Origin of the sequence: Variovorax paradoxus (assembly GCF_902712855.1) — a bacterium.
In the GTDB taxonomy this organism is placed as follows: domain Bacteria; phylum Pseudomonadota; class Gammaproteobacteria; order Burkholderiales; family Burkholderiaceae_C; genus Variovorax; species Variovorax paradoxus_Q.
Window position 1 is genome coordinate 1,267,064 of sequence record NZ_LR743508.1, and the last position, 18,783, is coordinate 1,285,846.

General features: G+C 68.4%; 18 protein-coding genes and 2 riboswitches. Of the genes, 6 read left to right on the forward strand and 12 right to left on the reverse strand.

Annotated features, from left to right (window positions below; translation table 11 throughout):
• Window positions 1–2: 2 nt before the first annotated feature.
• A complete protein-coding gene (locus AACL56_RS32470; RefSeq protein ID WP_339094543.1) occupies window positions 3–500 on the reverse strand; it encodes a hypothetical protein in 498 nt (165 codons plus the stop codon).
• A gap of 52 nt (window positions 501–552) precedes the next feature.
• On the opposite strand from AACL56_RS32470, the gene AACL56_RS32475 reads away from it, so the two are divergent.
• From AACL56_RS32475 to AACL56_RS32485, 3 genes are all read left to right on the forward strand, one after another.
• Entirely contained in the window at window positions 553–1,230 is a 678-nt protein-coding gene (locus AACL56_RS32475; protein ID WP_339094545.1) for an alpha/beta hydrolase, read from the forward strand.
• A 224-nt stretch (window positions 1,231–1,454) separates the two neighbouring features.
• Complete coding sequence (locus tag AACL56_RS32480; protein WP_339094547.1) at window positions 1,455–2,504, forward strand: lipase family protein; 1,050 nt, start codon at window positions 1,455–1,457, stop codon at window positions 2,502–2,504.
• A 117-nt stretch (window positions 2,505–2,621) separates the two neighbouring features.
• On the forward strand, window positions 2,622–3,527 hold the full coding sequence (locus tag AACL56_RS32485) for a DUF3014 domain-containing protein (protein ID WP_339094549.1): 906 nt from the start codon (window positions 2,622–2,624) through the stop codon (window positions 3,525–3,527).
• Window positions 3,528–3,575: 48 nt separating this feature from the next.
• Here the strand turns inward: AACL56_RS32485 and gcvP are convergent, their stop codons facing one another.
• The 4 genes from gcvP to AACL56_RS32505 all read right to left on the reverse strand — a co-directional run bounded on the left by gcvP (window position 3,576) and on the right by AACL56_RS32505 (window position 9,057).
• The gene (gcvP, locus tag AACL56_RS32490; RefSeq protein WP_339094551.1) at window positions 3,576–6,485 is read right to left on the reverse strand and encodes an aminomethyl-transferring glycine dehydrogenase; all 2,910 of its coding nucleotides are present in this window, start codon (window positions 6,483–6,485) and stop codon (window positions 3,576–3,578) included.
• A 93-nt stretch (window positions 6,486–6,578) separates the two neighbouring features.
• Window positions 6,579–6,950, reverse strand: a complete 372-nt coding sequence (gcvH, locus tag AACL56_RS32495) for a glycine cleavage system protein GcvH (protein WP_176658246.1) — start codon at window positions 6,948–6,950, stop codon at window positions 6,579–6,581.
• An 80-nt stretch (window positions 6,951–7,030) separates the two neighbouring features.
• Window positions 7,031–8,206 carry a glycine cleavage system aminomethyltransferase GcvT gene (gcvT, locus tag AACL56_RS32500; protein WP_339094557.1) on the reverse strand — a complete coding sequence of 392 codons (1,176 nt, stop codon included), beginning with the start codon at window positions 8,204–8,206 and terminating at the stop codon, window positions 7,031–7,033.
• A gap of 52 nt (window positions 8,207–8,258) precedes the next feature.
• Window positions 8,259–8,371: riboswitch (glycine riboswitch) on the reverse strand.
• A gap of 12 nt (window positions 8,372–8,383) precedes the next feature.
• A riboswitch (glycine riboswitch) is annotated at window positions 8,384–8,474 on the reverse strand.
• 31 nt (window positions 8,475–8,505) lie between these two features.
• A complete protein-coding gene (locus AACL56_RS32505) occupies window positions 8,506–9,057 on the reverse strand; it encodes a hypothetical protein (RefSeq protein WP_339094558.1) in 552 nt (183 codons plus the stop codon).
• Window positions 9,058–9,333: 276 nt separating this feature from the next.
• On the opposite strand from AACL56_RS32505, the gene AACL56_RS32510 reads away from it, so the two are divergent.
• Both AACL56_RS32510 and AACL56_RS32515 read left to right on the forward strand, forming a co-directional pair.
• Window positions 9,334–9,651 (forward strand): hypothetical protein, encoded by a 318-nt coding sequence (locus AACL56_RS32510; RefSeq protein ID WP_339094560.1) that lies wholly within the window; start codon window positions 9,334–9,336, stop codon window positions 9,649–9,651.
• Window positions 9,652–9,836: 185 nt separating this feature from the next.
• Entirely contained in the window at window positions 9,837–11,045 is a 1,209-nt protein-coding gene (locus tag AACL56_RS32515; protein WP_339095311.1) for a GGDEF domain-containing protein, read from the forward strand.
• Between the two features lie 151 nt (window positions 11,046–11,196).
• Here AACL56_RS32515 and AACL56_RS32520 read toward each other — a convergent pair whose 3' ends face one another.
• From AACL56_RS32520 to AACL56_RS32530, 3 genes are all read right to left on the reverse strand, one after another.
• A complete protein-coding gene (locus AACL56_RS32520; RefSeq protein ID WP_339094562.1) occupies window positions 11,197–12,090 on the reverse strand; it encodes a DMT family transporter in 894 nt (297 codons plus the stop codon).
• A 143-nt stretch (window positions 12,091–12,233) separates the two neighbouring features.
• Window positions 12,234–12,695 carry a L,D-transpeptidase Cds6 family protein gene (locus AACL56_RS32525; protein WP_339094563.1) on the reverse strand — a complete coding sequence of 154 codons (462 nt, stop codon included), beginning with the start codon at window positions 12,693–12,695 and terminating at the stop codon, window positions 12,234–12,236.
• 80 nt (window positions 12,696–12,775) lie between these two features.
• On the reverse strand, window positions 12,776–13,975 hold the full coding sequence (locus AACL56_RS32530; protein WP_339094565.1) for an MFS transporter: 1,200 nt from the start codon (window positions 13,973–13,975) through the stop codon (window positions 12,776–12,778).
• A gap of 92 nt (window positions 13,976–14,067) precedes the next feature.
• Between AACL56_RS32530 and AACL56_RS32535 the strand changes: the two genes are divergently transcribed.
• Window positions 14,068–14,853 (forward strand): AraC family transcriptional regulator, encoded by a 786-nt coding sequence (locus AACL56_RS32535; RefSeq protein WP_339094567.1) that lies wholly within the window; start codon window positions 14,068–14,070, stop codon window positions 14,851–14,853.
• Window positions 14,854–14,862: 9 nt separating this feature from the next.
• Here AACL56_RS32535 and AACL56_RS32540 read toward each other — a convergent pair whose 3' ends face one another.
• The 4 genes from AACL56_RS32540 to denD form a co-directional block, all read right to left on the reverse strand.
• Window positions 14,863–16,140: a TRAP transporter large permease gene (locus tag AACL56_RS32540; protein ID WP_339094569.1), complete on the reverse strand. Its 1,278-nt coding sequence runs from the start codon at window positions 16,138–16,140 to the stop codon at window positions 14,863–14,865.
• On the reverse strand, window positions 16,137–16,631 hold the full coding sequence (locus AACL56_RS32545; RefSeq protein WP_339094571.1) for a TRAP transporter small permease: 495 nt from the start codon (window positions 16,629–16,631) through the stop codon (window positions 16,137–16,139). Before AACL56_RS32545 ends, AACL56_RS32540 begins: the two co-directional genes overlap by 4 nt.
• Window positions 16,632–16,730: 99 nt before the next feature.
• The gene (locus AACL56_RS32550; protein ID WP_339094573.1) at window positions 16,731–17,699 is read right to left on the reverse strand and encodes a TRAP transporter substrate-binding protein; all 969 of its coding nucleotides are present in this window, start codon (window positions 17,697–17,699) and stop codon (window positions 16,731–16,733) included.
• Window positions 17,700–17,750: 51 nt separating this feature from the next.
• Complete coding sequence (denD, locus tag AACL56_RS32555; RefSeq protein ID WP_339094575.1) at window positions 17,751–18,767, reverse strand: D-erythronate dehydrogenase; 1,017 nt, start codon at window positions 18,765–18,767, stop codon at window positions 17,751–17,753.
• Between the last annotated feature and the right edge of the window lie 16 nt (window positions 18,768–18,783).

Below are 18,783 nucleotides of genomic sequence, written 5' to 3' on the forward strand. Positions count from 1 at the left end.
GTTCAGCGCATGTAGGCGCCGTTCTTCCTGACGAGCACCGGCGCACCGTTCTTCAGTTCGTACACATCCTCGACCGAGAAGCGCGCGGTGCCGCCGAAGCAGTCGCGGCCCTGGCCTTTCAGCGCGAAACGGGTGCCGCTCCTGTTCACCGCGATCGTGTCGATGACGCACGCGTCGCTCGGATCGGCCAGCGAGGAGCGCGGCGGTGGCGCGAAGGTTCTGGCGATCGTCTTTCCGGTCACGCGGCTCAGCACGCGCAGCGTGGGGCAGGGCGCGTCGCCGCTGCTGCTGCAGCTCAACTCCCCGGCTTCCTCGTAGCTGTGCTGCGTTGCATAGGCACCTGCATCGAACGCCACGCACAGGCCGGCACGCAGCTGCACCGCCTTCGCGTCGAAGCTGCAAACCGGTCCCTTGCGGAAACCGGCGGCCTGGGCGCCGAACACCGGCGCACACAGCAGGAACAGGGCAGGAAGTAAGCTCCGGGCTCGCAGAGGTCGCATGAAGATTTGCCTCGATCTCGATTCGTTCCAGTCTACCCAGCACGCCTGAACCATGATCCAACTTCACCTGCCCCTCAAGTTCCTCTCGCATGCCGCCCAGCCCACCGCGCGCGAGCCCTGGCTGCTGGTGCTCATGCACGGCGTGGGAAGCAACGAGCAGGACCTGTTCGGCCTGGCGCGCACGATGCCGCCCCACTTCCATGTGCTGAGCCTGCGCGCGCCCTACGTGCTGTCGCCCGATGCGTACGCCTGGTTCGAGTTCCAGGTGCTGCCGGACGGAAGCCGCCAGATCAACGAGGAGCAGGAGCGCGAGAGCCGCTTCCTCGTGGGCGAGATGATCGCCTCGGCCTCGAAGCAGCTCGGCGTGCCGGCCGAGCGCGTGGTGGTCGGCGGCTTCAGCCAGGGCGGCATCATGTCGCTGTCGCAGTTGCTCACCAAGCCCGAGAGCGTGCGTGCCGCGATGGTGTGGCACAGCCGCCTGCTGTCGCAGGTGGTGCCGCTGGTGGCGCCGGCCGAGGCGTTCGAGGGCAAGGCGCTGTGGGTGAGCCACGGCACCGCCGACAACGTGATCCCGCCGAGTGCCGCACAGATCACGCGCGACCTGGCGCGCACCTTGCCGATCGCGCTATCGGGCACCGATTTTCCGGGCGCGCACGAGATCCGCCCGGCCGAACTGCAGGCCACGGTGGCCTGGCTGCAATCGCTCAGCGTGCAGCCGGGTTCGCCCTGACCTTCGTCCTCGTGTCGCGCATCCGGCCGTCGTTGGCCGTGGCGGTCGGGTCGGAAACGGGCCGGGTGCACGCGGCGCAGCCTGCGGGCCGAACGGCTCACATGAAAGAGGGATGAAGACTGCCATTCCGTGCGATAGCCTGCGCCCGGCCGGATTGCGGCTGGAATCGGGAGATCGGAATGCCATCTCGGAAATCGGGCGGGAGCCGGCCGGCTCCTTCCATCGTGCGGCGATTGCTCTGCGCGGGCGCCGGCGCACTGGTGCTGTGCCTGCTGCACGGCTGCGTCAGCCTGACGCAATCGCAGGAAGTCGCGCTGTCGCGTGAGCCGGGCGAACGCGTGCTCGGCCACTCGGTCGATGTGGGTGTCGAAGCCCGCAAGCACTGGGAGTTCGCGTGGCTCAGCGCACGCGCCTACAACGCCCACTACATCGAGGCCACCGGCGTCGCGCCCGAGCCGTCCCGGCTGCAAAGCGGATCGGCCGGCGTGCAGGGCCTGAAGGTGGAGCGCACCTGTCCGAACCCCGATGACGTGCTGAGCAATGCGCAGTGGCAACCCTGGAGGGACTTCCCGGGCCCGCAGGACGGCGACCTTGCCCGTCGCCTGAACAAGGCGCACCTGCGTGTCGAGGTCTGGGAGCACCCGTCCACGCGCCGGGTCGTGGTCGCGTTCGGCGGCACGGTGTTCACCAATGCGTCCGACTGGTTGTCCAACATCCGCTGGTTCCTGCCGGAACGCGAGGACGAGTACACGATGATCCAGAAGGATTTCGTGAAGGCCTTCGTTGCCAGGTACAAGGCGCGCGCGGCCGACCCGCGCAACGCCCATCTGCAAGGAAGCGGCGGGGGCGTGAAGCTCTATGCCACGGGCCACTCGCTGGGCGGTGGCCTCGCGCAGCAGTTCGCGTATGCGCTGCCGGCCGATGCCGATGTGCCGCGCGTCGAGCGCGTGTATGCATTCGACCCGTCACCGGTGACCGGCTACTACAGCGTGGACGAAACGGTGCGGGAGCCCAATGCCAGCCGGCTCGAGATCGACCGCATCTACGAACGCGGCGAGGTGCTCGCATTCGTGCGCTCCATCACCAGTTTCGTCGTGCCGCCGGCCGCCAATGCGCCGAAGATCCGCAGCGTGCGCTACGCGCTGTTCTACAGCGTCGGGACCTCCTGGAACATCGTCGGCGCCCACTCGATTCCGCGACTGGCCTGCGAACTCGATGAAGCGAAGAACCGGGCCGAGCCGCCGGCGCGTGCCGCCACTGCACCGGCCGACTGAACTTCCGCGCGGCGGGCGCGTCACAGGGCGTTACGACGACATGGCGAGGTGCACCCCGAATTGGTGCACCATCGCCTTTCGCCTCCCCTGTCATTCCCTCACAAGGAAACCGCCTTCATGTCCGACAGCGACACCCGCGACACCCCCGAATTCAGACCCCGCCGCGAGACGCCCGTGGGCGCCATCGTTGTCGCGCTGCTGGTGCTGCTCGCGGCCGCGTTCTTCGGTTGGCGCTGGTACCAGCAGCAACAGCAGAAGCCCGTGGAACCCGCGCCGGTTGCCGCCGCACCCAACGATGCGCCGGCGCCACCGCCGCCCGTCGCGGCGCAGCCCACAGGGCCGCAGAACCCGGTCGATGCGCTTGCGCCGCCGGACGCCGCACTGCCCAGGCTCGCCGACTCCGACTCGCGCGTGATGAAGGCGCTGGCCGAGCTGCTCGGCGCAAAGAACGCCGAGGCCTTCCTGCGCTCCGACGGCATCGTGCACCGCTTCGTCGCCACGGTGGACAACCTCGCGCGCGAGCAGGCGCCGGCCAATACCTGGCCGGTGCAGCCCACCGGCCAGCGTTTCATCACCGAAGGGCAGGGCGAGGCGCAGGCCATCTCGCCGAACAATGCCGCCCGCTACAACGGCATCGTGCTGCTGGCCGAGTCGATCGATCCGGCCAAGGCGGCGGCGGTGTACGCGAAGCTCTATCCGCTGTTCCAGCAGGCCTACGAGGAGCTGGGCTATCCGGGCCGCTACTTCAACGACCGGCTGATCGCGGTGATCGACCACCTGCTGCAGGCACCGGAGCCCAAGGGTCCGGTGCAGGTGAAGCTGGTCGAGGTGAAGGGCGATATCCCGTCGCAGCGGCCGTGGGTGCGCTACGAGTACGTCGATCCGCAGCTCGAGTCGCTATCTTCCGGCCAGAAGATCATGGTACGCATGGGACCGGAGAACGAGCGCAAGGTGAAGGCCAGCCTGCGCGGGCTGCGCCAGCAGATCGCCACGGGAGACGTGGCGAAGAAGAAGCAGCCCTAGCGGGCCGCGGCCGGCCCGGCCGCTTCCGGCGCCGGCTGCCATCGGGGCTCAGGCCTCTTCGGCCTCCTTGTAGTCGCCCACGGGCACGCAGCTGCAGAACAGGTTGCGGTCGCCGTAGACGTTGTCGACGCGGCCGATGGGCGGCCAGTACTTCGCGTTCTTCAGCGCGGCCAGCGGGTAGGCGCCGAGTTCGCGCGAATACGGGTGGGCCCACTCGGTGCCCAGCAGGCTCGCGGCCGTGTGCGGCGCATGCTTGAGCGGGTTGTCGTCCTTCGGCCAGACACCTTCCTCCACGCGGCGGATCTCGCCGCGGATGGCGATCATCGCGTCGATGAAGCGGTCGAGCTCGGCCAGCGGCTCGCTCTCGGTCGGCTCGACCATCAGCGTGCCCGGCACGGGGAAGCTCAGCGTGGGCGCGTGGAAGCCGTAGTCGATGAGACGCTTGGCCACGTCCTCGGCGGTGACGCCGCTGGTGTCCTTGAGCGGGCGCAGGTCCAGGATGCACTCGTGCGCGACGTGTCCGTTCGGGCTCGCGTACAGCGTGGGGTAGTGGTCCTTCAGGCGCGCGCTGATGTAGTTGGCGCTCAGGATGGCCGTCTCGGTCGCGGCCTGCAGACCCTTGGCGCCCATCATGCGGCAGTACATCCAGCTGATCGGCAGCACCGCCGCGTTGCCCAGCGGCGCCGCGGACACCGCGCCCACGCCGTGCGACGGCACGCCGGCCGTGGCATGGCCCGGCAGGTATGGCACGAGGTCTTCGACCACGCACACCGGCCCCACGCCGGGGCCGCCGCCGCCGTGCGGAATGCAGAAGGTCTTGTGCAGGTTCAGGTGGCTCACGTCGCCGCCGAATTCGCCCGGTGCCGCCACGCCGACCAGTGCGTTCATGTTGGCGCCATCGACGTACACGCGCCCGCCGTGCTCGTGCACGAGCTCGCAGAGTTCCTTCACGCGCGTCTCGAACACACCGTGCGTGCTGGGATAGGTGATCATCACCGCGGCCAGCCTGTCGCTGTGCTTCTCGCACGCGCGCTTCAGGTCGTCCATGTCGACGTTGCCCTGCGTGTCGCAGGCCGTCACCACCACCTGCATGCCGACCATCTGCGCGCTGGCGGGGTTGGTGCCGTGCGCGGACGAGGGAATCAGGCAGATGTTGCGATGGCCCTGGCCCTTGGCCTCGTGGAAGGACTTGATGGCGAGCAGGCCCGCGTATTCGCCCTGCGAGCCGGCGTTGGGCTGCAGGCTGATGCCGGCGTAGCCGGTGGCTTCGCACAGCCAGGCGCGCAGTTGCGCATCGAGCTGGGCATAGCCCTGCTGCTGGTCGGCGGGTGCGAAGGGATGGATGTTGGCGAACTCCGGCCAGGTGATCGGAATCATCTCGCTGGTCGCGTTGAGCTTCATGGTGCAGCTGCCCAGCGGAATCATGCTGCGGTCGAGCGCGAGGTCCTTGTCCGACAGGCTGCGGATGTAGCGCAGCATCGCGGTCTCGCTCTTGTGGGTGTTGAACACCGGGTGCGAGAGGAAGGCGCTGGCGCGGCGCAGGTCTTCGGGAATGAGCGGCGTGGTGTCCGCGGCCAGGTCGTCGAAGCGCGGCATCGCGGTGCCGGCGGGCACGAACAGCGCCCACAGGGTTTCGATGTCGGCGCGCGTCGTGGTCTCGTCGAGCGAGATGCCCAGGTGCTGCTGCAGCCGCTGGCGCAGGTTGACGCCGCCGGCCTGCGCACGTTCGATGATCGCGGCGGTGTCGTCGCCGGTGCGGATGGTCAGCGAGTCGAAAGCCGTGGTGTTGACCGGCTCGCGGCCCATCTGCGACAGGCCCTTCGACAGGATGGCGGTGAGCGCGGCCACGCGCTGCGCGATGCGCACGAGTCCGTCCGGCCCGTGGTACACGGCGTACATGCTGGCCACCACCGCCGGCAGTACCTGTGCGGTGCAGATGTTCGAGGTCGCCTTCTCGCGGCGGATGTGCTGCTCGCGCGTCTGCAGCGCGAGGCGGTAGGCCGGCTGGCCGTGCGTGTCGACGCTCACGCCGACCAGGCGGCCCGGCAGCGAGCGCTTGAACGAATCGCGGCAGGCCAGGTAGGCGGCGTGCGGGCCGCCGTTGCACAGCGGCATGCCGAACCGTTGCGTGGTGCCGCAGACGATGTCGGCGTCGAACTCGCCGGGCGAGACCAGCAGCGTGAGCGCCAGCAGGTCGGCCGCCACGATGAGGGCGGCGTCGCACTGGTGCGCATGGCCGGCGAGCGGGCGCAGGTCGTGCACGTGGCCGGTGGTGGCGGGGTATTGCGCGAGCACGCCGAAGAACTCGCCGCTCACCATCAGGTGCGGCAGCGTTTCCGACACGGTGCTCACCTTGACCTCGATGCCCAGCGGCGCGGCGCGCGTCTTGATCACTTCGATGGTCTGCGGATGGCAGTCGCCCGACACCAGGAACACGTTGCTCTTGCTCTTCACGCTGCGCTTGGCCAGCGTCATGGCCTCCGCCGCGGCAGTGGCTTCGTCGAGCATCGACGCGTTGGCGATCGCCATGCCCGTGAGGTCGCACACCATCGTCTGGAAATTGAGCAGGGCTTCCATGCGGCCCTGCGAGATCTCGGCCTGGTAGGGCGTGTAGGCCGTGTACCAGGCGGGGTTTTCGAGGATGTTGCGCAGGATCACGCCCGGCGTGTGGGTGCCGTAGTAGCCCTGGCCGATGAAGTTGCGGAACACCTTGTTCTTCGACGCCATCGCCTTCAGCTCGGCCAGCGCGTCCGCCTCGGTCACCGGCGCGGGCAGCCGCATCGGCTTGTCGCGGCGAATGGCCGTGGGCACGATGCCGTCGATGAGTTCGGCGCGCGTCGCCGATCCGATCACCGGCAGCATGCGCGCCTCGTCCGCCGCATCGATGCCGATGTGGCGTGCGAGGAATTCTTCGGCGTTCTCGAGTTCGTGCAGGGAGGGAAGGGCGGGCGTCGGCATGGCGTGATGGATCAGCGAAAAAGGAAGAAAGGCTCGGCGGTGGCCGCCGGGCCGCTCCAGGCGCACCGGCGGGCGCGCCGGGGGCAGTCATGTTCAGGATTCGGCGGCGAACTTGTCGTAGCTGGCGGCGTCCAGCAGGGCGTCGAGCTGCGCGGGCTCGCTCAGCTTGACCTTGAAGAACCAGCCGCTGGCCAGCGGGTCGCTGTTGGCCAGCGACGGGTCGGCGCGCAGGGCTTCGTTCACTTCGGTGATCTCGCCCGAGACGGGCATGAACACGTCCGCGGCGGCCTTGACCGATTCGACGACGCCGGCGACTTCGCCCTGCGCGAAGGTCTTGCCCACTTCGGGCAGGTCGACGAACACCACGTCGCCCAGCGCATCCTGCGCGTGCACGGTGATGCCGACGGTGGCTGCGTCGCCCTCGGCCGACACCCATTCGTGGTCCTTGGTGTACTTGATGCTCATGGAAAAACTCCTCGTGGAAAAAATGTTTCGGGGTGCAGAGCCTAGCCGGGCGGACGGGGCTTGGGGTGCAGCCGCGTGGATCAGCCGCGGTAGTAGCGTGTCGGCACGAAAGGCATGGTCGAGACCTCCATCGGCACCGGCTTTCCGCGCACGATGGCCTGCACGCGCGTGCCGGGCTCCGAGAACGCCGTGGCCAGGTAACCCATGGCGATGCAGCGGTCGGCCGTCGGGCCGAGCAGGCCGCTGGTGACGATGCCGATGTCCTGGCCTTCGAACGACTGCAGCACCGTGCCGTCGCGCACCGGCACGCGCTCGAGGGCGACGAGGCCCACGCGCTTGCGCTTGAGGGTGTCGTGGTCGGTGTGGCCGGCCGCGCCCGCGGTGGCGGCGGCAAGCTGCGCCAGGATCCGGTCGGCGCCGGGAAAGCCGCCTGCGCGCGCCCCGCCAGTGCGGCGCACCTTCTGCATTGCCCAGTTGAGCGAGGCCTCGACCGGCGTGGTGGTGGTGTCGATGTCGTTGCCGTACAGGCACAGGCCGGCTTCCAGGCGCAGCGAATTGCGCGCGCCGAGGCCCACGGGCTTCACCTCGGGCTGGGCCAGCAGCAGGCGGGCCAGCGGCTCGGCGTTCGCGGCGGCCACCGAGATCTCGAACCCGTCCTCGCCGGTGTAGCCGCTGCGGGTGACGAAGGCGGGAATGCCGCCGATCTGCACCGCACCGCCGGTCATGAACACGAAGCGCTCGATGCCGGGCGACAGCCGCGCCAGCGTGGCGGCGGCCTGCGGGCCCTGCAGGGCCAGCAGGGCATGGTCGGGCAGGGGCTGCACCTCGCAGCGTGCGCCGATCTTCTGCTGGATGTGCGCGATGTCCGCGACCTTGCAGGCGCCGTTGACGATCACGAAGATCGAGCCGTTGCCCTCGTTGAAGAACATCAGGTCGTCGAGGATGCCGCCCTCGTCGTTCAGCAGCAGGCCGTAGCGCTGCTTGCCGGCGGGCAGGTCGATCACGTCGACCGGCATCAGGGTCTCGAAAGCGGCCGCGGCGTCGGGGCCGACCAGGCGCAACTGGCCCATGTGGGAGATGTCGAAAAGGCCGGCCGCGTCGCGCGTGTGCTTGTGTTCGGCCATGAGGCCGGCCGGGTACTGGACCGGCATCGCGTAGCCCGCGAAGGGCACCATGCGGGCGCCGAGTTCCACGTGGAGGCCGTACAGCGGCGTCTTGAGAAGGGCGTCGGAGGCTGGGGAGGAAGAGGAAGCCACGGGGCTCTCCTGGGGCAAAAGGGGCAGACGAAATCCATGACGCAAGCCATGGGCCACCCCTGCTGTCCGCTTTACCTGAGAGATTCGCCCCACGATCGGGGTTTGCTCCTTCGGTGGGCCGGTGCACCGTGTCGGGTGCGGCGGCCTCTCTCCAGCAAGGAAACGCCGGTGAATGCCGGCGCCTCGTCAGTCCTTTTGCCTGAGCGTTCGGGAAGTCCCTGCGCCTTCGGCGGCCCCGGCACGCGGGGCTCTCTCCTGACCCGGGCGAGTGTAGTGGATCGCGCGGACCCGGTCTTGCCTCAATGAACGATTTCGGCCAGCGGGAGCAGGCGGTCGATGCGTTCGCGCAGCGATTCGGCGCGTTCCGGCCCGGCGGTCTTCTCGACTTCGCTGAGCATCAGCGCGGCGATGGTCAGCATCGCCTCGCGGTCACGCGCCTCGCGCAGGGCGTCGCGCATCTGCAGCGCGAACTTCGGGTCTCGGCGCACGAACATGCGTTCGCACATGTCGAAAAGGAACATGCGCGTGGTGGCCAGCGAGCGCTTGCCGTCGAAGCTGTCGGCGGCGGTGCTGACCTGGATCGCCTCGGCCGGCGGCGCCGTTTCGTCCTGTGCCTGCGCAGCATCGGCCGCAGCGCTCGCGGCGGCGGCATGCGGATCTTCGAGATAGCCGCGCTGCACCAGGGCCATCAGCACCTGCTCTGCCTCGTCCCGGGTGGAGAACAGCGGACTGAAGTCGGTGAGCGAGCGCCGGCCGTCGGCCATCAGCAGCAGCGCACGCTCGCGCTGGCTCAGCGTGCGCTGACGGCCCTGCAGTTCGTCGCGCGCCTTGTCGGTCTTGGTGGGAAGCATGACAGCCACAGCCTTGGGGAGTTCGAGGGCTGAAGCATCGTTGCAACCGGTGACATCTTCGTGAACCATTCGACTTACAAGGACGCTGCGCTCGCCGGCACCCATGGCGGCCGATTCGTTCCGGCGAATCGGCGACCCGCGGCCCGAATACAGATTCTTCCGACGGAGGCTGCCATGGCTGAGAGCGCAGCCAGGGGGCCGTCCTGCGGCGCGAGCGCGGTCATGTCCTGGACGGCTTACAGTCGACCCACCTTACGTTCCCACCACCAGCCAAGCATGCCCATCGACGCTGAGCTCAACATCGCCGAGATTCCCTACGAATCGGGAGCCATCAGGTTCCGCTATGCGCGGGTGATGGCACCCGACAGGACGCGATGGATCCGGCACGGTCTCTTCGTCGCGTACCACGAGAACGGCACGGTGGCATCCGAGGGGCAGTACGTCGATGGCAAGGAGGACGGGCCCTGGCGCGACCTCCATCCGAATGGGCAGCCTGCCGCCGAAGGCCGCTACAGCGCAGGCCGGCAAGTCGGAGCCTGGCGTTTCTGGAAACCGGACGGCACGCAGGAGCCGATCGCGGACTATGGCGAGTGAGAGCCGGCCGCTCGTCGGCCCCATCTTTCCGAAAGCGTTGAACTAGACTTCGCCGGTCGGCCAGAAGCGGTCGCTGCGTTGAACCGCTCTCCAGCAGGGCCTGAGCGGACTTTCCGGTCTGCGCCAGTTCAATGCCGCCTGGCCGCGCTTGCCAGTCCTCTCGCCTCATCCCCTCAGGCTTCGCCATGGTCGCAACCATTCTCGTCGGCATGCTTTGCGCACACCTCCTGTGCTTTTCGGCGATGTTCTTTCTCATCGGCAGGCGCCTGCACGGCAGCAAGATGGGGATGGATCTTTTCGCGACGGGCAACCTGATGCTGGGGCTGGCCTATGCGCTGCAGTCGGCCGAAGGAGGTCCGGCCTGGAGCCTGATGAGCGTCATCGGTCACACGCTCACGCTCGCCGCACCGGTGGCGTACTGGCTGGGCGCCATGCGTTTCTTCGGCCGGTCGGTCCCGTTCTGGCGCCCGCTGCTTGCAGTCGCCGGAGCCTACATCGCGGTGCAGGTGCTGGTGCAATGGGGCTTCGGCTCGGTGGCCCGCTACGCCTTGCTCTCGGCCATGATGGCGCTGCTGTTCCTGGCCATGACAGCGACCGTGATCTACGGCGTGCTCACGTTCGCCAGGGACCTGTACGGCGAGATGATATTTTTCGCAGTGCTCATCAGCGGCATCTGCATCCTCAATGCGATCAAGTTCGTGAATATCGTGGGCACCGGGCTGGATGCGCTGCGCATGAGCGGCGGCTTCCAGATCGTGTTCTACGTCTACATGTCGTTCCTGGCCACGGTGCTGCCGCCTGCGATCGTCTGGCTGGTGTTGCGCCGGTTGACCGACGAGTTGCGCAACGTTGCAGCGCGCGATCCCCTCACGAAGTTGCTCAATCGCCGCGGACTCACGGAGGCTCTGCAAAGGCACTTCAGCTTCCGCAAGGCCGAACCGGCCTTTCTGGTGATGGTCGACGTGGATCACTTCAAGCGCATCAACGACAACCACGGTCACCAGGCGGGGGATCAGGCACTGTGCCGCGTGGCGGACGTGTTGCGGACCCATGTGCGAGGAAGCGATCTGACCGTCAGAACCGGCGGAGAGGAATTTGCCGTCATCTGCATGAACGCCGACGCCCGGGAGGTCGCGCACCTGGCGGAGCGCCTGCGCTCGGCCATCGAGAACACCGCGATCTTCGTCGACGGTGTCGACGGCCCGCTGCATTGCACTGCAACGATCGGGATCTCTCGCGCCTTCACAGGCGAGGACGCGCTGGAAAGCGCGATGAAGGAGGCCGACGCGGCGCTCTACCAGGGCAAGGGCGCCGGCCGCAACCGCGTCGAAATGTGGGAAGCCGTCCGCCGCGATGTCCCGGCCTCGATGTCGGATCCGCAAGCGAGCTGGTAGCGGGCCGGTGGCGTTGGCGCTTTCACGCAAGACCGGCAGGCGCAACGCCACCCTGATCGGCCCGATGTTCTCCGGTGCGGCTCCGACCGGGGAAGCCTGAAGCTCCCTGCCTGCATCGCAGGTCCGTGGAACGGCAACGTGCTGCCGTCGATCAGGTCGCTTGCCGCTCCCGCTGTGCAGATCGGGGCGCTTCGCTGCGCGCGAGCCACAGGCCGCTCGCGACGATCAGCGCGCCGCCGCCCAGCGTCCATGCATCGGGCGTGGCCTGCCAGAACAGCCAGTCCAGCAGCAGCGCCCAGGCGAGGGCGCTGTATTCGAACGGTGCGATGGCGGCGGCCTGCCCGTGGCGGAATGCCTCGGCAATCGCCATCTGGCCGAGAAAGCCGCTGATGGCCAGCCCAGCGAGCGCCCAGCCGTGCTGTGGCAGGATGGCCACCCAGTTCGGCAGCGACAGCAGCGTGCCGGCCACGGCCATGCCGGCCGTTGTCCAGAAGACCAGCGCGGCGCTCGATTCGGTGCGGCTCACCAGCCGGCCCAGCATGTTCGACAGCGCGTAGCAGACCGCGGCCACCAGGATCGCCACGGCGCCCATCGAGAGGAACGCTCCCCGCTCCGGCCGCAGCGCGACCACCACGCCGGCGAAGCCGAGTCCGATCGCGATCCAGTGCCGCCGCTGGATCGACTCGCCCAGCATCGGGACGGCGATGAGCACCATCAGCAGCGGTGCGATGAAGGTGAGCGTGTAGGCCTCTGCCAGGCCCAGCGACCTCAGGCCGTAGACGAAGAGCATGAGCATCGTCATGTTCAGCACCGTGCGCAGCAGGTGCAGGCGCCAGCGCAACCGGCGGTGGAAGACCCCGGCGGCCTCGCGTCGAAAGGCGATGTACAGGCACACCAGGGGCAGCGCGGTGAGGCCCCGCAGCGCCATCACCTGCGCTGGCGGATAGTGGCCGGACAGGTACTTGAGCACCGCGTCCATGCAGCCGAAGAAGGCGCAGGCCAGCAGCATTGCGGCGATGCCGCGCAGGGTTCCGTTCGATTGCATGGGTGGTGGGATCTTTTCGCGGTGGCTGCCGCGAAGGCATGTGGTGCTCGAGTTCCGAGCATAGGCGTTGTGCGTGCACGGGCACTTCCGGTCCTGCCTGCGGACTCGACCGGTGGAGGCGACCGGATTCCGAAGACACCCGATCAGCCGCCCGCGCTTTCCCTGCGGATGAGCCAGCGGTTGCCCACGCGCTGCAACTCGAGCGTCTTGCGGCTTCTTTCGCTCAGCTTGTCGGCGCTGTAGACCTGCCAGAAGGTGGCGCTTGCGGACGGGCCGCGAATGCTGATGACGAGTTTCTCGATGTCCACGCGGATGGCCGACTTGCCGGCGATGCGTGCGCGCCGGTCGGTCTCCCAGGCGAGGCGATCCTGGCCGCGCGCCGGCGTGAACTCGGGCGCGTACGCAGAGAGGTAGCGCGGCACGTCACGGGCCGACCACGCCGCAGCCCAGGCGCGCACGACGGCCTCGACTTCGGCGATGGCCTCGGCGGGGTTCGACGGTGGAAACTCGGATGCGGCAGGTGCAGGGGCCGGCGTGGCCGGAGCCGCGAGCGCAGCAGTCGCCGCCAGGCCGGTGCCCAGCAGGCATGTCAGCAGTCGGTTCATGGCGTTGTCCCCCTCCTTGCCGGTTGTCGTCAGGCCGCGGCCCGACGCCGATTCTGGCAAAGAACGTGCGCCGGGCAGGCTCAGGCGGCGGCTTCGGTGCCTGCCGTTTCCGCGGGCGGGGGCTGCATCGTCCGGTTGCGCAGCCGCAGCGCCAGCACGGTGGCCGCGCACAGCACGCACAGCACCGCCGTGAACGTGAAGCCGAGGCCGCGCGCGTCCGACAGCATGCCGAAGAGCGGCGAAACCAGCCCGCCCACCGACAGCGCCAGGCCGAGCGTGATGCCGCTGGCCGTCGCCGGGTTGCGCGGCAGATAGTCCTGCGCGAGGGTGACCTGCGCGGCGAACGGCAGGAACATGCTCGTGCCGAGCAGCGCGGTGCAGGCCAGCGCCCAGGCCGGCGACGGCGCCAGCACGATGCCCGCCATCGATGGCAAGGCGAACAGGTAGCCCGTACGGATGGTGCCCATGCGCCCGATGCGGTCGCCGAGCCATCCGCCCAGCAGCGTGCCCACCGCGCCCGCGGCGGTGAAGGCCGTGAGCGCCGCGGCGCCCTGGAACGCCGTGCCGTGCAGGTCGCGCGTGATGCGCAGCGACAGCATCGACAGCACCGTGACGTATGGGATCGACCAGCCCACGATGGTCGCCACCAGCCAGCCGAAGGCGCGCCAGTCGTTGTGCGGCTTGGGCATGTGGGCGCCGGCCCTGCGCGCCGCGGCCGATGCCGCGGCCGCGGCGTTCCCCGAAGTGCCGGTATTGGCGAGCAGCCAGATCGCGCCCATCGCCAGCGCGGGCAACCCGAGCAGGTAACTGCGCGACAGGCTGCCGCCGCCGACCGCCGTGGCGGCCAGCACCGGTGCGAACGACGCGCCGATGGTGCCGCCCACCGAGAACACGCTCATGGCCTTCTGCGACGTGCCGCCGGCCGCGCGCGCCGCCACCGTGGCCGGCGGGTGGTAGGCCGCGATGCCCAGCCCGCACAGGGCGATGGCGATCCAGGTCAGCAGGTAGTCCCGGCTCAGCCCCGCCAGCACGATGCCCAGCGCCGCCACCAGGAAGCCGGTGGGCACGAGCCAGCTGCGCGGATGGCGGTCGGCATACAGGCCGAACAGCGGCTGCACCACGCTCGACAGGCCGGTGCCCGCCAGCATCAGTCCGGCCACCGCGGTGTAGCTGTAGCCGCGCTCCAGCACCATGAGCGGCAGCAGGGCAGGCACGAGGCCCTGGTAGAGGTCGTTGACGGCATGGGTGCCGGTGAGCAGCCCGAGGCGGCGTTTGTTCATGGCTATCGCTTCTTTCGTTTCCTCGTGAAAAAAGCATCGTAGGAAGCCATGCGAAGATGTTCTTGCTACGAATTGGCAAGCTTCGTCGAGAAATGGACAAAGAAATCAACCTGCGGCCCGAGGAGGGCGAATCGACCCCGCGCGCGGTCGCGGCGCTCGCGACCGATCCCCTGGGCGACGCCTTCATTCCGTCGCACGTTCATCGGCGCGGGCAGCTGATCCATGCCATCGCCGGCGTCATGCTCGTGCGCGCGGCGGCCGGAAGCTGGGTCGTGCCGCCGGGGCGCGGCGTGTGGGTGCCGGCCGGCATGGCGCACGAGATCCGCATGGCCGGGGTGGTGAAGATGCGCACCGTCTTCGTCGAACCGGGCTCGCGCGCCGACCTGGGCGCCGGCTGCCGCGTGATCCACGTCGGCGAACTGCTGCGTGCGCTGATCGTCACCGCCGTGGCGCTTCCGCGCGACTATGCGCCGGGCGGGCGCGACGAGCGGGTGATGGAGCTTCTCCTGGACGAGATCGAGGCTGCGCCGGCGCTGTCGCTGCACGTGCCCATGCCGGGCCACGCGAGGCTGGCAGCGCTGTGCGAGGCGCTGGTGCGCGATCCGTCGCTGCCCGCGTCGCTCGACGAATGGGCGCAGCGCCTGCACATGAACAGCCGCACGCTCGCGCGCCTGTTCCAGCGCGAGACCGGCATGAACTTCGGGGCGTGGTGCCGGCAGGCGCGGCTGCTGCTGAGCCTGCCGAGGCTGGCGGCTGGCGCGTCGATCCTCGAAGTGGCTCTGGCGCACGGCTACGAGAGCCCGAGCGCCTTCACCGCCATGTTCCGCCGAACGCTGGGCGTGCCGCCCAGCGCGTACCTGAGTCGGTCGCCGCCCTGATCGGCGCGGCTACCTCGCGTAGACGAGGTCGCGCAGCGCGAGCGAAACCCAGGGCACGTAGGTGATCACCATCAGACAGGCCAGGATCACCAGCACGAACGGAATCAGGTGCTTCACGATCCGGTCGAGCGAAATGCGCGCGACCGTGCAGGCCGCGAACAGGTTCACGCCGAAGGGCGGCGTGATCATGCCCAGCGCCAGGTTCACTACCATGATCAGCCCGAAGTGAACCGGGTCGATGCCGAAGTGCACCGCCACCGGCGCGAGGATGGGTGCGAGCACGATGATGGCCGCGCTGGTCTCGATGAACATGCCGATGATGAACAGCGCCGCATTCACGCCCAGCAGGAACATCGCGGGCGACTTCAGCACCTCCTGCAGCCAGTGGCCGATGGCGTCGGGCACGCCGGCGCGCGTGATCAGGAAGGCAAACAGGCCTGCGTTGGCGATGATGAACATGATCACCGCCGAGGACAGCACCGACTTGCGCAGGATCGCGAACAGGTCGGCGAACCTGATCTCGCGGTAGATCACCATGCCCACGATCAGCGCGTAGAACACCGCCACCGCCGAGGCCTCGGTCGGCGTGAAGATGCCGCCGTAGATGCCGCCCAGGATGATGACCGGCATCAGCAGCGCCCAGCCGGCCTGCCACAGCGCGCGGCCGAAGGGCATGCGGCCCTCGCCGTCGGTCTTGCCCCAGCCCTTCCACTTGCAGTAGACCCACACGAACAGCATGAGCGCGAGGCTGATCAGGATGCCGGGGCCGAAGCCCGCGATGAACAGCTCGCCGATCGACACCTCGGCGCTCACGCCGTACAGGATCATCGGGATCGAGGGCGGAATGATCACGCCGAGCTCGGCGCTGGTGGCTTGCAGCGCGGCCGCGTAGGAGGTCGGGTAGCCGTGCTTGATGAGCGCCGGGATCAGGATGGCGCCAATGGCGAAGGTGGTGGCCACCGACGAGCCTGACACCGCCGCGAAGATCATGCAGGTCAGCACGCAGGTCATCGGCAGGCCGCCCTGCACGCCGCCCACGATGCTCTTGGCGAACTCCACCAGCCGGCGCGAGATGCCGCCGGTCTCCATCAGGTTGCCCGCCAGGATGAAGAACGGAATGGCCGCCAGCGGAAACTTGTTGATCGAATTGAACATCTCCTTGGCGGAGATGAGCATGTTGGCGTTGGTGACCTGGATGCCCAGGATGGACGCCAGGCCGATCGACACGGCCACGGAAACCGACAGTGCGAAGCACAGCACCATCGTCGCGATCATGGTGGTGGTCATTGCGCGGTCTCCAGCTCGAGGCGCTTGGGATCGAGGTAGTTGCCCACGATGCCGAAGAGCGAGAACACGGCTCCCACAGGCAGTGCCATGTAGGCCCAGATCATCGAGAGGCTCTCGAGGCCGGCCATGCTCTGCACGCTGCCGCGAATCGCATAGTCCCAGCCCCACCACAGCACCACCAGCATGAGCGCGAGTGCGGCCACGCTCACCACTGCGTCGAGCACGCGGCGCACGCGCGGCGAACTCCAGCGGTACAGCACGTCCACGCTGACCATCGCGCCCTGGCGGAAGGCCATGGGAATGCCGAGGAACACCATCCAGATCAGGCTCACGCGGATCAGGATCTCGCTCCATTCGGCGGGCTGCTCCAGCACGAAGCGCGTGATGATCTGGAACAGGCCGAGGGAGGATGCGATCACCAGCATCACGCAGGCCAGGATCATGGACACCAGGGTGGTCCACCTTTCCAGGCCGAGGAACTTGCTTTTCATCTGAAAGTGCTCTGACGGAAATTCAAAAACAGGAACGCCCGCCGGGCCTCGTGCCTGGCGGGCGCAATCTTCAAGGCTGCGCCGGTTGCGTGCCGGCAATCACTTGTAGTCGCGGATCTTGTCCAGGTTGGCCTTGCCGAATTCCTTCTCGAACTGGGCATTCACAGGCGCGAGCGCAGTAACGAACTTGGCCTTGTCGACGTTGTCGATCACGGTCATGCCCTTGGCGCGCAGGTCGGCCACGCCCTTGGCGTCGTCCTCGTCCACGCGCGCGCGGTTGGCTTTGGTGCCTTCCTTGGCCGCCTCGAGGAAGGCCGTCTTGTCGGCCGCGCTGAGCTTGTCGAAGCTCGCCTTGTTCATCAGGAAGATGCAGGGCGAGTAGACGTGGCCGGTGAGCGACAGGTGCTTCTGCACCTGGTCGAACTTGGCCGAGATGATCACGGGCAGAGGGTTCTCCTGGCCGTCGACCGTGCCCTGTTGCAGCGCAGTGAACACCTCCGGGAAGGCCATGGGCGTGGTGATGATGCCGAAGCCCTTGTAGGCGGCGATGTGCACCGGGTTCTCCATCGTGCGCATCTTCAGGCCCTTCAGATCTTCGGGGGCCTTCACGTCGCGCTTGCTGTTGGTCATGTGCCGGAAGCCGTTCTCGGCCCATGCCAGCGCCTTGAAGCCCTTGGCGTCGAACTTGGTCAGCAGGTCCTGGCCGATCGGGCCGTCGAGCACCGCGCGCGCATGGGCTTTGTCGCGGAACAGGAAGGGCACGTCCAGGATCTTGGTCTCGGGCACGAAGTTCGGCACCGGGCCGGTCGAGGAGAACGCGAGCTCCTGCGTGCCCAGCTGCACCGCCTCGATCGACTCGCGCTCGCCGCCGAGCGAGCCGTTGTAGAAGGTCTGCACCTTGTACCGCCCCCCGGTGCGCTTCTCGACTTCCTTGGCGAAGGTGTCGATCGCCACGCCCTGGTGCGAGTTCTGCGCGGTCGAGATGCTGATCTTCATGGTCGTCTGCGCGAAGGCGACCGAGCTCAGGGCGAGCGAAAGGCAAGCGGCGGCGATGGGGCCGAATTTCATGGTGTCTCCGGGGAGTTGGGGTCAGTAGCGCGTCAGGTGCGCCTGGATCGACTATGCAACACCCGGAAGCTTTATCGCGTCGGGATTTTCACGGACGTATTCGCGAACGACCTCGTCGAAGCTCCGGTCGGCCGCGAGGCCCAGCGCCCTGGCGCGAGCGGTCTCGAAATGGCCGGGCCAGCTCTTCACGATGCGCATGATCGCCGGGTCGGGCGTGCGGTCGAGCAGGGCGCCGGCCGCCTTGCCCGCCACGCGCTCCAGCGCCGCGGCCATATCGCCCACCGTCGTGGGCAGCGAGGGCAGGTTGAGCGCGGTGCGCGGGCCCCACTCGGCGTCGGTGGCCTCGGCGGCGCGAAGAATCCCCTCGATGGTGCGCGCGGGTGACGCAATGGCGACAGGCGTGGCATCGGGCACCGGACAGGCCGCGCGCAGCCCCGCCAGCGGCTCGCGGATCATGCCGCTGAAGAAGCCCGAGGCTGCGCCGTTGGGCTTGCCCGGGCGCACGCTCACCGTCATGAGCCGCACGCTGCGCCCGCGCAGGAAGCCCTTGCGCGTGAAGTCGGCCACCAGCTGCTCGCCGATGAACTTCTGGATGCCGTAGCTGGTCTGCGGCGTCGGCAGCGTGTGGTCCTCGATCACCTTCGGCAGCGGCTGCTCGGGCGAGTCGCCGAACACCGCGAGCGAGCTGGCGAACACCAGCACCGGCTTCGTGCCCAGTGCGCGCACCCGTTCGAGCAGCGCGTGCGTGGCCGCGAAATTGCTGCGCATGCCGAGGTCGAAGTCGGCCTCGCATTCGCCGCTGACGGCAGCGGCCAGGTGGAAGACGGCGTCGGCCTCGCGCCAGAACGCGGCCTCCGGCCGGGCCAGTTGCTCGTTGAGGTCGCCGGTGGCGGCGGTGATGCGCGCGTCGGCCTCGAGGTCGGCCGGCGGGGCCGCGCGGTCGACCAGCGTGATGCGCGAGATGGACTGGGGCGGCGCGCCCGCGAGAGAGAGGCGGCCTTGCTGGAGCAGGGTGCGGGCGAGGCGTGCGCCCAGGAAGCCGGCGCCGCCGGTGATGACGATGTGCATGGGTGTCTTGTCTCCT